Source organism: Pseudomonas sp. HLT2-19-2 (assembly GCF_054898005.1).
This window is the reverse complement of sequence record NZ_CM142712.1, coordinates 2,485,785-2,497,964: the sequence shown is the minus strand read 5'-3', so window position 1 is coordinate 2,497,964 and position 12,180 is coordinate 2,485,785. Positions and strand designations below refer to the sequence as shown.

Annotated in this window: 11 protein-coding genes and 1 pseudogene; 4 read left to right on the top strand and 8 right to left on the bottom strand. The window is 59.7% G+C overall.

The window, feature by feature from the left end:
* Window positions 1-82: 82 nt before the first annotated feature.
* Window positions 83-223, top strand: coding sequence for a hypothetical protein (locus ACYZTU_RS11625; RefSeq protein ID WP_461970248.1), 141 nt, complete (start codon window positions 83-85; stop codon window positions 221-223).
* Between the two features lie 380 nt (window positions 224-603).
* Here ACYZTU_RS11625 and ACYZTU_RS11620 read toward each other — a convergent pair whose 3' ends face one another.
* From ACYZTU_RS11620 to ACYZTU_RS11585, 8 genes are all read right to left on the bottom strand, one after another.
* Window positions 604-2,127, bottom strand: coding sequence for an FAD/NAD(P)-binding protein (locus ACYZTU_RS11620; protein ID WP_461971011.1), 1,524 nt, complete (start codon window positions 2,125-2,127; stop codon window positions 604-606).
* Window positions 2,128-2,292: 165 nt separating this feature from the next.
* Window positions 2,293-3,480, bottom strand: a complete 1,188-nt coding sequence (locus ACYZTU_RS11615; RefSeq protein ID WP_461970246.1) for an aminotransferase class I/II-fold pyridoxal phosphate-dependent enzyme — start codon at window positions 3,478-3,480, stop codon at window positions 2,293-2,295.
* Window positions 3,481-3,503: 23 nt separating this feature from the next.
* A complete protein-coding gene (locus ACYZTU_RS11610) occupies window positions 3,504-4,382 on the bottom strand; it encodes an acetaldehyde dehydrogenase (acetylating) (RefSeq protein ID WP_461970244.1) in 879 nt (292 codons plus the stop codon).
* 16 nt (window positions 4,383-4,398) lie between these two features.
* A complete protein-coding gene (gene dmpG / locus ACYZTU_RS11605; RefSeq protein WP_461970242.1) occupies window positions 4,399-5,406 on the bottom strand; it encodes a 4-hydroxy-2-oxovalerate aldolase in 1,008 nt (335 codons plus the stop codon).
* 38 nt (window positions 5,407-5,444) lie between these two features.
* Window positions 5,445-6,479 carry an AbrB family transcriptional regulator gene (locus ACYZTU_RS11600; RefSeq protein WP_461970240.1) on the bottom strand — a complete coding sequence of 345 codons (1,035 nt, stop codon included), beginning with the start codon at window positions 6,477-6,479 and terminating at the stop codon, window positions 5,445-5,447.
* 87 nt (window positions 6,480-6,566) lie between these two features.
* Window positions 6,567-7,808: an ATP-grasp domain-containing protein gene (locus ACYZTU_RS11595; RefSeq protein WP_461970238.1), complete on the bottom strand. Its 1,242-nt coding sequence runs from the start codon at window positions 7,806-7,808 to the stop codon at window positions 6,567-6,569.
* Between the two features lie 166 nt (window positions 7,809-7,974).
* Window positions 7,975-8,799 (bottom strand): hypothetical protein, encoded by an 825-nt coding sequence (locus tag ACYZTU_RS11590; RefSeq protein WP_461971009.1) that lies wholly within the window; start codon window positions 8,797-8,799, stop codon window positions 7,975-7,977.
* 45 nt (window positions 8,800-8,844) lie between these two features.
* On the bottom strand, window positions 8,845-10,020 hold the full coding sequence (locus tag ACYZTU_RS11585; protein ID WP_461970236.1) for an MFS transporter: 1,176 nt from the start codon (window positions 10,018-10,020) through the stop codon (window positions 8,845-8,847).
* Window positions 10,021-10,127: 107 nt separating this feature from the next.
* On the opposite strand from ACYZTU_RS11585, the gene ACYZTU_RS11580 reads away from it, so the two are divergent.
* The 3 genes and pseudogenes from ACYZTU_RS11580 to ACYZTU_RS11570 all read left to right on the top strand — a co-directional run bounded on the left by ACYZTU_RS11580 (window position 10,128) and on the right by ACYZTU_RS11570 (window position 12,059).
* Complete coding sequence (locus tag ACYZTU_RS11580) at window positions 10,128-11,027, top strand: LysR family transcriptional regulator (protein ID WP_461970234.1); 900 nt, start codon at window positions 10,128-10,130, stop codon at window positions 11,025-11,027.
* 260 nt (window positions 11,028-11,287) lie between these two features.
* Window positions 11,288-11,518: pseudogene (locus ACYZTU_RS11575) on the top strand (chorismate mutase family protein); the annotation flags it as partial.
* 112 nt (window positions 11,519-11,630) lie between these two features.
* Window positions 11,631-12,059 (top strand): nuclear transport factor 2 family protein, encoded by a 429-nt coding sequence (locus tag ACYZTU_RS11570; protein WP_461970232.1) that lies wholly within the window; start codon window positions 11,631-11,633, stop codon window positions 12,057-12,059.
* Window positions 12,060-12,180: the final 121 nt, after the last annotated feature.

Here is a 12,180-nt window from a genome sequence, read left to right as displayed (position 1 = left end):
CGATAGATTCACTGGAGTAGCCCACCCGATGTGAGACAAAACGTTTTTGTGCGGGAACCGCTTTCGAGGAGGCTGACGCGTCATGGATGAAACCGTTACTCACCGCAGGGCGACTGCCGAGGGTACCCTGGCCATTTTCGAGTTGGGTCAACTGCTGAATGCGTTGCACAACGCTGCCTGCCCCGAAATCTACGCCCCTGCAACTGCCGAATTTTTCTCGTGACCTTCCGCACTGGATGAAGTTTTTTGAACAACCCGGTCAGGTTGCCTTTATCGCGGCAGTAGCCCACAAACCAGTGGAATTCATCCCTGCCGGCCTGTCATCCAGCAGCGGCCGTCTGATGCAGCCCATCGATTCGGTGCGGATTGGGTCAGTTTGCGTAAACGAGCAGTTCTGGGTCAACGGTAGCGGGCGCGAGCTTATACGACGGGTTCGAAAATGGCGCCAACGACCTGAAGCTCACCGTGTGGGCATTCAATGCACGGGCGGCTCGTCTGTATACAGAACTGGGATTCGAGACCCGTGGGATGTTTCTCTGAGGGTATGCATCAAGGCCAGCGCGGCAGTCGTGGCCAAGCTCACGACTGGCGCGGCCCTATTTTTCAGACATGCTCTTCCACGCGCTCAACCCTGTGCGTTTCTTCGCGCCATTGCATCGCGTCCGCACAACAGAAGGCGTGTCGCCCGTTGATTTCCAGCGCAGAGGTAAAGAAAAACTGCCCCGCCGTTAGCTCGCCGACCGCATAAATCTGGCGTGCCGAGCCCATCCGGCCCTGAATGCGGTAGGTATCCGAGTCGACGCAGATGCCACCCATCGGATGACAGGTGGCCGTGCCGCTCTTGATCAGCGAGCCCAGCAAGGTCGACTCAATGTGGTTCGCATCTCGAGGAAAGCCAGTTGCGTAGATCACCCGATCATAGACATGCTCCCAGCCAACCCCGCGAATGCTCAGTTCCGGCACATCAACTGGCTCGGGCGCGGCGAACGCACCGGGGACGAACTCCAGCTGGCCGCTTCGCAGGTAACCGAGGATCTTGCGCGCGTTTTCCGCCGGGATGGAGACGCGGTAAGCCATGAAGAAGCTGAAATACTCGCTCATGAACCTGGCTTGTGCAGTGTCGTCCAGCGCTTGCCAAAGGTGTTCGATAAAGCCGTTGGTTGCGTAGAGGATGGCCTGCCAGATACGCGGAGCTTGCGAGACATTGATCTCGTTCTCGATGAAGCTGATGACGTCGGCCGGCGGTGCTGGCAGTGGGATCACGGCACTTGCCGAGGCCGGGTCGTGGGCGGCCAGTTCCTTGCGAAACAGTGCGACCAGATCACTGATCTGCATCGGCCCGTTTTGCGCGACCAGCGCGCGAACACCCTCGCGGGTGAGGTGCTTGAGCTCGACGCGCTCTTGGGTTCCGCGAACCACGGGGAAATAGCCGCTGCGCGAATGCATGCGAATCAACTCGCGATGCCCGCCTTCAATCAGCGCGATCACCGTGTCGATGGCGCTCAACCGCGCACCGATTACGGCCACCCGCTCGTCCGGGGAAATTGTCTTCAGCAGGCGCGCAACCGGATAGGGTGTCGCCACGACGCGCTCGTCGTGCTTGTCGGGATCAATTTTCTTGGCCAACGGTCCGCAGAACAGCAAGACCTTATGCGCGGCGATACTCAGTCCGCATCGCGTCCGTACGGTCTCCATTCCGTCAATCAGATTGATAGCGCAGACCTCGGCATTCATCAGCACCAATTGGCAGCCGAGCGAGGCGCCACGCAATACGATCTTTTTGATCTGGTCCTGCAGGTAAACGCCGAACAAGGCCCGCGGAGCAAAGCTCTCCGGGGTCGGACGAAACTCGGGAAAGGTATGCCGCCATGCCCCGGGATGGTCCTCCAGCCAGCGCTGGAAATGACCAGGGAGATGCGGATAGGGCGTAATGAAACCGGTCTTGGTATTGAGGATGTTGCTCTGCAGATCAGCCTCATAAGCCGCGCCGCACCCGAAGTCTTCGCGTTTTTCGAAGAGGTAAATGGTCCCGGCCGGTGCGTTGTATGCAGCGACGCGATCCAGGTGTCGTTGCAGGAATGCGATAGCCGTCGCGCCGCAGCCGACGATTGCAAAGGGATTTTTCATCAAAGTACTTCCTTATATAAAACCGCTTCCCTTACGTGTGCTTCAGCCCGGCAGCAGACGTGATGTGACCAGCCACTCCCGCTCCAGAAGAACGCAGAGCAGCTCGCGGTTAGCCGAATCAGATCACTTCAGCGTCGCCAAACCTCGCCCATGCCAGACCGGTAATCACGAGATGGCGGACAGGAACTCTCTCAAGCGCGCGGCCCCGGACCTGACCTGCTCGGCATCACCGGAGTACGACAATCGCGCATGACCCGGTGCGCCAAAAAAGCTGCCGGGAATCAGCGCAACGCCGTATTCCTCCAGCAGCAAGGCGCAAAATGCCTCGTCATCGGCGATCAATCTGCCATGCAGGGATTTGCCCAGGGTCTGGCTGATATCCATGAACAGATAAAACGCCCCCGCTGGTTGGCAGAACCTCAGGTCTGGCGCCCCCTGCAAGTCGGTGAGCAATGCCTGGCGCTGGCTGTGCAAGCGTTCTCTTGCTGCGTAGGAGAACGCCTGGTCACCGCTGAAGGCCGCCGCTGCCGCTGCCGCCGGGATCGGTGGGATGTTCGAGATCGAGTTAGAATTGAGCGTGGTGACTGCCGAGGCAATCCGTTCATTGGCCGCCAACAGGCCGACCCGCCAGCCCGGCATCCCATAGAGCTTGGATACGCTGTCGATCTTGATGATGCGGTCGCTCAGATCCGGGGCGACCGAAAGCAGACTGGGGCAGCGATCCATGTCGTAGACGAATCGCTGATAGACGTCATCAGAAATTATCCAGACATCCTTTTTACGCAGCACCTCTGCCAACGCCGCGAGTTCCCCGGAGGAATACACGGCGCCGGTAGGGTTGCCCGGAGAGTTCAGCATGACCACCCGCACCTTGTCGGACAAGGCATCATCAAGGGCTTGCGCCGTCATCTTGAAATCGGTTTGCGCCGAGCAGGTGACGTTGACCACGCCCGCTCCGACCAGATCGGCAATGTCGAAATAGGTTGGCCAGCAAGGGGTGGACACGAGGATCTCGTCGCCGGGGCGGATGATCGCGCGTAGCACGCTGAACAACAGGTGCTTGGCGCCGAGGCCGGCCACCAGATTCTGCTCGCGATAGTGGGTGAACCCCTGTCCGTGCAGGTAACCCAGATACGCCGCCAGCAGCGCTTCATCTCCGCGGCTCGAGCCATACCCGCCGGTGTGTTCGCAGGCAGCCTTGACGGCCGCCTCGACGATATGCGGCGCCGGAAGAAAACCCGGCACACCGACACCGAGATCGATCACTGGATGCAGCGTTTCCCTGACCTTCTGAACGACACCCAGGATCGGGCAAAACCGTGCAAATTCGAGATCTGGCGAAAGAGTAGGCATAAAAGTCTCTCCGTTACGCTGAGTCAGGCTGCGCGTTCGGTCACGCGGCCTCGGGCCATGAGCGCGGCCATGTGGGTTGCGGTCGCAGTGATGATGTCGAGGTTGCCGGCGCTTGGATCGAGAAAGTCCCCTGCCCCTTCAACGCGCACCATGGTGAACAAGCGTCCCTCGCTGTAATGCAGATTGACGATCACCTGATACCCAGGCACGGCAGACTGCACCTGGCTCACGGCACGTTCCACTTCACGGCGGGTGGCGGCCAGATCAACCGTCTCGATCAGCGCCGAAATCGCGGTCTGCATAAAGACGTTCGGCTTGGCCGGATTGATGTTGAGGATCGCCTTGACGTCCTTGCAGCCGGTGAAGTGGCTTAACGCATTCTCGGTGGTAGTGATGTAGTTGCTCAGGTTTCGCCGAGTGGCCGGGCCGGCGCTTTCAGCGCTGATCGAGGACACCACTTCGATGTAGCGCACGCTCGGATTAGCCCGGGCGATCGCGGCCGCAAGCGGGATAGAAGCCTGGCCACCACAGGTGATCATGTTGATATTGCTCGCCTTGATCAGCTCCACGCCGTTGAGGGACGGCACGCACAATGCGCCCAGAGAGGCCGGGGTCAGGTTGATGATCGCTTTCCCGGCCTCGATCAGGCGCGGTGCGTGGGCTTCATGGTCGGCCGCCGAGGTGGCATCGAACACCAGATCAAATTCGTTGATCCGGGCAAACAGACCGTCGATGCCGTCCGCGGTGGTGGCGACCCCGCGCTCGCGGGCGAACGCAAGGCCGGATGAGTGCAGGGAGCGACCGGCAACCAGCGTGCAATCCAGATCCGGATGGACGAGCACCTTGCACAGGATGTCGCAGCCGATATTGCCACTGCCAATGATGGCGGTTTTCAAAGTCATTTTTTCAGTTCCAGAGTCAGGCGACGACGGGTTGAGAAAGGCGGCTGGCCACCGAGATGATCAGGTCTTCCTGGCCGGCCACGGCGTTGCATCGCGCAAGCTCTTCATAGATTTTTCGCGGCTCGACGCGAAATTCCGCCGCCGCGCGCGTGACGTGCTTCTCGAACCCGCTGCAAACGCCGTAGAGGCCGCTGATAAGATTGGCAGTCTTCACCACCGTGGGAGTCCTGACCGGCGTGAAGTCCTCAAGGCTCTCGACGGCGCGGCAAAGATCAAAGACCCTAACCCCTGTCTCGAACTTGTAGCGCTCGAGCACCGCGCACAGCACCTCCAGCTGGGTATTGCCGGCACCCGCGCCGAATCCGCGCATGCAGCCGTCAATGATGGTCGCCCCGGCCTGGGCGGCAGCCAACGAGTTGGCGATCGCCAGTCCAAGATTGTTGTGGCCATGGAAACCCACGGGAATGGCGAGCTCCCTGACCAGCAGGCCGATCTTTTCGCGGGTGCTGTCCGGGTCAAAGTGCCCCGCCGAATCCATCAGAACCAGGGCATTGGCGCCATAGCGCTGCTGCTTCAATGCTTCTTCGAGCAGCGTCTCGGGACTGGCCATGTGGGTCATCATCAGCACGCCCTGGACGTACCCGCCCTTGGCCCGCGCATGTTCGATGTAGCTCTCGGTCAGGCTGGCCTCGGTGCAATGGGACGCGATGCGCAGCACGTCGACGCCGATCTGCAGTGCGGTATCGATGTCGCTCAGCCTGGCAAACCCGGGAATCATGTGGATGCCAAGCCTGGAATGCGTCAGGTTGGCTCGCGCTGTTTCGAGCATCTCGCTGTCTTTGTAGCGCGCAAGTCCGAGTTGCAGGGAGGACGCACCCAGGCCATTTCCGTGGCCGACTTCTACAACGCTGAGGCCGCAGCCATCGACAGCCTGGCAGTAGGAGGCGATATCCTCCAGGCTCAGCGAATGGGAGACAGCATGATTTCCGTCGCGCAGCGTTGGGTCGTGAATAGCAATACTCATCGAGATCAGATCCTTGTCATTCGAGTTTTTTGCAGCAATTACTGTTCAGGCTGCGGGTTTTCCTGCAGTAGCCGTTTGGGCAGGAACGCCGGCGAAATATGGATGATCGACATCCGCACCACGTGATTGAGCATCACGAAGGCAGGATCGAGCTTGAGTAGCAAAGCCGCTGCGGTCATCACCTCAACACCACCAGGAACCCACGACATGAACAGCGAAAGGAACGGCTTGCCGGTCAGCTTGCTGAACGCGAAGGCAACCAGTAGTGTCGTGCAGAACGTCAGGGCAGTAACCACTAGACCGGCGCGGATGTAGCGCACGAAATCCTTGAGCGTGATGTCCTTTAGGCGAATGCCGATCAGACCGCCGAGCAGGATCAGCGCAACGATCGCCAGCGGATCGGGAACATGCAGATGGACTTGAGGAAAACCGACGTTGACCGCGGCGGAGCAAACCAGCCCGGTCAACATGTAAGGCGCGGGAACATCGAAGCGCTCCAGCAGGTAACCGGCGACCACAGCCGCGATCGCCGGAGGGATCACGCCCAGGTAATCATCAAACGAGCCCAGCACCGGCGCCGCGCTTTCGGCGTGCCCACCGGCAATGATCGTCACCACCAGCAACAGCGCGAGCAAACGGACAATGTGCACGAACGCGATGCGCCCGGAGGCCGGGCCCTCCTCTCCCGAGACCGTCATCACCGCCGCCATTGCGCCGGGAATGGACCCGAGCAGGCTTTCTACATGCCCCCAGCGCTCCATGCGCCGCAGCCAGTTATAGCCGACGAAAATTTGCGTGGTCATGCAGATGAGCAGACCGACCAGAATGCTGAAATCCGTCAGCTCGTGCATCATCGAGGCGGTGACGAAGGAGCCGACACTGACCCCTAGCAGCAACTGCACGGTAGCCACGAACGGATACGGCATGCGCATGCGCACACCCATTTTGCTGAGCGCAGTGACCAGGCAGATCGCGCCGATCAGCTCACCAAGCGCAAGCCCGGTCATGTAACCGAGCCATGCGCCCAGCGCCGCGACGGGAATCGGGATAAGGCTTTCGAACACAGTCTTCATTGGATATCCACTTTTCTGCGGGCGTGACGATTCCGTCCAGCTCAGGAAGGTCAGCTCAATTAATGTCGAAAGGTTGTGCGATAAGGTCTATGTCGCGGCGGCGATTTCGCTGCCCGACCAGTCGCAACTCTCGTGGAACCAGGCTTCGACCTGATGCAGCATGTTGCGCAACTCGGCCTCATCCTGACCTGCCACGATGGCGTTGAGGATTTCCGAGTTGGTGAATTCCATGCCGCCATAGGAGGTCATCTTCCTGGCGGAAATTCGGTACTCCAGGACACCGTTGAGCGGGCAGGTTTGCGGAACGTCGCGCAGCAGACCGACCCGCGGCGGGATGCTGATATGCCCGACCATCCGCAGCGGCGCGGCCATTGGCTCAGGGCGGTAGAACGGATCATGCAGCGCACGCAGGAAGCTCATCCGCGGATCAATGCCCCAGGCGTGGGTCAGCTCCTGGTTGAAGAACACCCCGCCCAACCGCGAGGCGATTTCGCAGAGGACGATCTCGTCATTTTCATCCACGAAAAGTTCAAGATGAAACAGCATGGTAGGGTCGGATGGCAGCACCTCTTCGACCAGCGAACGCGCATAGCGAACCAGCCTGTCGCGCATCGGGTTGTCGGCGTCGAGCATGTGCAGGTCATGTGATTTGCCGCCGAGGAAATCCAGCGCCGAGGTCATGACCCGAACCGGTGAAACCAGGATCGGACGGCCATCGATGTACAGACCATTGACGATGTAATGGCTGCCACGCACATAGCTCTCGATCATCAGGTTGTGGAACGTGCTTGAAGTGCGCCCGCCCAGCCATTCCCGCAGCTGCTGCGCGTCGTCGAGTACCTCCACGCCGTTCGAGCCGCGGCCATCGCGAGGCTTGATGACCACAGGGAAACCGAAGCGCTCGCTGAAACGAACCGCTTCCGTGGCATTGCTGATGGATGCCATTTCGGCGATGGCAAACCCGCAGTCCCTGGCGCGTTGCTTCATCAGGAACTTGTCCCGGTAAAACGAGGCGCGATCCTCGGCACCCAGCGTAATCCCGAGCCGATCATTGATGCGCGCCACCCGCAGCACATCGATCTCGGCCAGCGCCACACACAGCGGCGCATGGAGCTCCCGTGCAAGCTCATAGACATCGATCTCGACCAGCGCGCTGTCGTTAAAGTTGTCGAAGAGCTGGAAGCGGACGGTATGGCCCAGATGCGCCGCAATCTCTTGAGATCGCGAGGCGCAGCTCAACAGCATGCCTCTCTGGCCAAGCGCGGCAGACCAGCTCGCGGCAGAGTGCTGGAGAAGAATTTTCGGTGGGCAAAAAACAATGAGCTGCATACGGCTTTCCTTGCAATCTTCCATAGTTTGTAAATCTCCACCCCCAGGCACATCAAATCCACGCCGGATCCGGAGCTTCAGTATCTTGATAAAAACCTGAAGTACAGGCCAATACCGATTCCGTCGTTATTGATACTTTCCCAAGCGCTGTTCAGGTCGTTGTCTGTCAGTCCAGGTATTGGCCGCACTCACGCATCACTGCAGCCTTGCGCTGCAGGTATTGGACGAAGATTTCCTGGGCGGCAGACTTGACCACCGCGATGCCCATGACATCGACGAACTCCTCGACCCCTGTAACCGCGTGGGCGAAGTGATTGCTTTCGGTGCCGCCGGTGTGCACGGTGACCCAGGCGACAGTGGCCCGTACCTTCGCGGGCGGCACGCCCATGTCGCGTTCGAACCATTGCTTGAACAGCGGATGAATGAACTCCACTTCACCGTGGGTGTAGACCTCGTGAACCAGGGTGACCAACAGCCCCTGCAACAGGTCGCGGTCACGCAGGCGTCGCGCGTCCGTCCAGTCCTTGAAAGCCTGAGCCGACGGCAGGCAGTTGTCTTTCAGCAGCCACTGATCGTCACCGCAGATCGGCGTTGCCATGTTGTAAAAAAGCTCGGAATGCAGCGTGTTGCTCAGTGCGCCGAGGTCCTCGTCGGTGATCCGTTGCAGACTGCCGCAGACCCGGTAGAGCCGTTGCGCCGCTTCGCCCCACTGCTCGGAGCGCGCCAGCAGCGTGATGCGGTTGGCCAGGCCGGACACACTGGCGGCCGAGTTGTTGGTTTTCGACCAACTGCCAAAGAATTTGCGCAACTGCGGCGCAGCATGGCGGCGCGAGGTGAGCGTCTGGAACGTACTTTCGATGTCCAGCAGTTCCGATTCCTGGCTGCGAAACGCATCCACCAATGCTTGCTTCAGAACCCCGGCCGGCATCAGCTCCAGCACCGGCTTTATCACGTTCAACAACTGGCTTTGCAGCGTCAGCAGGTTACTCAAGGTCATCTCACTTTTTTCCTTGTTGGATGATGATTTCAGGCACATTCACGGGCGCGGGCGCGGGAGCGGCGATGACGGCAATGGGGAGTACTTCCAACCACCCCGCACGATCAGCAGCGGCAGCAACTGGAAAACCGCGATCAACGCGATACAGCCAGGCCAGCCCCATTGCTCCCACAGCACGCCAGGCACAAAGGCGCCGAAGCTGCCGCCCAGGTAGTAGCAGGTCAGATACACGCCTACGGCGCCGGCCTTGTTTTGCCGGGCATGGGCGGTGATAAAGGCATTGGCCGCGGACTGGGCGAGGAATACGCCGGTGCAACTGAATGCCAGACCGACAACGATCAGCCACAACGATGGCCACAGGGTCAGCACCGAGCCGCTGACGCCCAGCCATACCGCCACCCTCACCAATTCACTGCGAGGCCGGGCCTTGCTCATGCGCCCTGCGATCGGCACCACCACCAGTGCCAGCAGGAACACCGCATAAATCGAACCGAGCGCAGCGGTGCCCAGCGCAAACGGCGCCCGACTCAGGTGTAATCCGACATAGGTAAACGTCGCGACCTGAGCGAACAGCACGCAGAAACCCACGGCGTAGGTGGCCAGCAACGGCCTGCTTAGCAACTCGCTGTGCATTGCCTGGCGATCGGCAGGCGTTTGTACGGGTGACCGAAGGTTGCGCGGTAAAAGCAGGAAAATCCCCAGACCGATGATCAGGTTCAAGCCGGCCAGCACTGTCAGCGCCAGGCGCCAATCATCGAACTCGGTCACCAGGCCGGTCAAAAAGCGTCCGCTAAAGCCGCCCAGAATCGTGCCGGCGATATACAGGCTGGTCATTTCCGTCACGTCCCCGCCGCTCCAGCGCACGCCGATGTAGGCAACGCTGGTGGCAAACACCACCGGAATCAGCGTGCCTTGCACCGCTCGCCAGAGCAGCAGCTCGCTAAAACTGCCCGAGCAGGCCGCCATCACCGCAGGCAGTGACAGCAATATCGCGGCCACGGCGACGACCCGGTGCTGCTCGCCCCGCGCAGTCAACCGGCCGACAAAGGGGGCGGTGATTGCCACGGCCAGGGTGGTGACGGTGATGCTCCAGCTCGCTTGCCTGGCGGAAATGTGAAACGCCGCGGCCAACTCGTTGAGCAGACCTTGAGTGGCATAAAGGTTGATAAAAGCGGCGCACCCAGCCAGAAACAAGGCAACTCGAGGACAACTCACGCAATGATTCCCAAGATTAATTGTAATATTTTTAAACAACTTTATAAGATAGGCCGTCGAAAGGATCCAATACCTATTTCTGACCGATTGATACCTCAAGGATGACGATGATTGACCTCCGCCGCTTGCGCTACTTCCTGATCGTCAGCGACGAGTTGCACTTTGGCCGTGCCGCGGCACGCCTGCACATCGCCCAGCCGCCACTGACGCGGCAGATTTCGGCACTGGAGTCGCAACTGAGCTTTCGCCTGTTCGATCGCAGCACCCGCAACGTCACGCTCACCTCCGAGGGCCGTTATTTTCTGCCCTACGCCAAGGCGGTGCTGGAGCAAGTCGATCTGACGGCGAGCATTATCAGCAAGCTGGCGGCGGGTTCCGCTGGTCATCTGGCGGTGGGCTACGCCAGTTCGATTGCGCTGTCGGACATCTTCAGTCAGACCATTCAGGCCTTCTGCTCGGCGTATCCGGATGTGCAACTGACCGTGGAAGAAGGCGCGTCCAGCACCCAATGGTCGCAGCTCATCGAGGGACGTCTGGATATCGGCATGAGTCGTATGCAGCCCCCCGCCGAAGATGCCGAGATTCAAGCCATCTGCCTGGACAACGAGCCGCTGGTCGCGGCCATTGCCAGTGACAGCCCGCTCGCCCGGCAAGAACAGGTGACACTCGCCGAGCTGAGCGCCTACCCGTTGATCGCCTTCCCGACCGACTACGGTTCCGGATTGAACGAGATCATCGAGGCGCTATATCGGCGCCAGGCGCTGACACCCCTGCCCGCGCCGAAGGGCAAGCAGATCACCTCGATCATCGCCCTGGTCGCCGCAGGCCGTGGCGTCGCCGTAGTGCCCCAGTGCACCCAGACCTTGGTCAAGCGCGGCGTGACCTATCGGCCCTTGGCCGAACCCGGGGCCACCGCACCCTTGCTGGTATTGACGCGCAAACGCGAGCGCAGCCCGCTGGTCAAGGCATTTGTCGAAATCATCGAGCAGACCCTGCGAGCCAAGTAAATGATTTGAGTGGTTGGATGCGCGGTGTGACACACAATCACCGCCACTGGAAATCTGCGCTCACCGGACAAAATTGCCATCCTCTGATCAACTACCGCACTGCATAAATGAATAGCTTTACCGCAGTACTCAACGAAAAGCCCGGCCTGACAAGCCGGGCTTTTTCGTGAACAAAATAAATCATTCCCCACTTAATGCCTCTGCCACACCTGTGATACATAACACTTGATTGTGAGTCCCGTACCCAATGAGGTTTGCCGATGCTCCGTTCCTCACGCTTACCGCAACTGCTGACCTGCGCAATCCTCGGTTTACTTGTCTGCAGCGCACAAGCCAGCGCGCCCTCCCCGGTGCCCGATAGCTTGCAACCGCTGCTGGTGACGTTGAACGAGCGCCTGAGCATGGGTGATCTTGTGGCGCTGACCAAGTAGGACAGTGGCAAACCGATCCAGGACAGTGCCCGGGAAACGCAAGTCATCGCCAACGCCAGGTAGAGGCAGGCACTGATACGCGCCACCGGGGAGTTGTGCGTCGCTGGAGCGTGAAACACTGCATGAACAACACTGAAGCGTTTGCAAAACAACAAAAATACAGGAGTTGAAAATGTCTGAACTGAAACTGCACCCCAACGCCGTAGAATCCTTGAACCAGTGGCACGATATGATCAGCAAGCGTGACTTGAGCGCCTTGCCCCATTTGTTGGACCCACAGGCGATATTCCGCTCGCCGATGGCTCACACGCCTTACCCGGGAGCGGCCGTGGTATCGATGATTCTCAACACGGTCATCGAGGTATTTGAGGATTTTGTCTACCACCGGGAGCTGTCGACGGCCGACGGGTTGAACGTCGTCCTGGAGTTCAGCGCCAACGTCGGCGGAAAAGAGCTGAAGGGCATCGACATGATCCGCTTCAACGAGCAAGGAAAAATCATTGAGTTTGAGGTGATGGTCCGTCCCTTGAGTGGCCTGCAAGCCTTGGGCGAGCAAATGGGACAACGCCTTGGCGCTTACCTGGCGGCCAGCAAAGCCTGATGACCCCTGCTTGGTGTTAAATAGAACGCATAAAGCCGCGCAACGAGAACACCGATGAATACCCATTTTGAGATAAGTGATGCCCCTGAGCCCAAAACCCAGCGAGATGGAAACATTCACC

Excerpts from the sequence above, each read along its gene's own strand:
- ACYZTU_RS11595 (WP_461970238.1), bottom strand. The coding sequence starts at position 7,808 with ATGCAGCTCATTGTTTTTTGCCCACCGAAAATTCTTCTCCAGCACTCT.
- ACYZTU_RS11600 (WP_461970240.1), bottom strand. The coding sequence starts at position 6,479 with ATGAAGACTGTGTTCGAAAGCCTTATCCCGATTCCCGTCGCGGCGCTG.
- ACYZTU_RS11620 (WP_461971011.1), bottom strand. The coding sequence starts at position 2,127 with ATGAAAAATCCCTTTGCAATCGTCGGCTGCGGCGCGACGGCTATCGCA.
- ACYZTU_RS11580 (WP_461970234.1), top strand. The coding sequence starts at position 10,128 with ATGATTGACCTCCGCCGCTTGCGCTACTTCCTGATCGTCAGCGACGAG.
- ACYZTU_RS11625 (WP_461970248.1), top strand. The coding sequence starts at position 83 with ATGGATGAAACCGTTACTCACCGCAGGGCGACTGCCGAGGGTACCCTG.
- ACYZTU_RS11570 (WP_461970232.1), top strand. The coding sequence starts at position 11,631 with ATGTCTGAACTGAAACTGCACCCCAACGCCGTAGAATCCTTGAACCAG.
- dmpG (WP_461970242.1), bottom strand. The coding sequence starts at position 5,406 with ATGAGTATTGCTATTCACGACCCAACGCTGCGCGACGGAAATCATGCT.
- ACYZTU_RS11615 (WP_461970246.1), bottom strand. The coding sequence starts at position 3,480 with ATGCCTACTCTTTCGCCAGATCTCGAATTTGCACGGTTTTGCCCGATC.
- ACYZTU_RS11610 (WP_461970244.1), bottom strand. The coding sequence starts at position 4,382 with ATGACTTTGAAAACCGCCATCATTGGCAGTGGCAATATCGGCTGCGAC.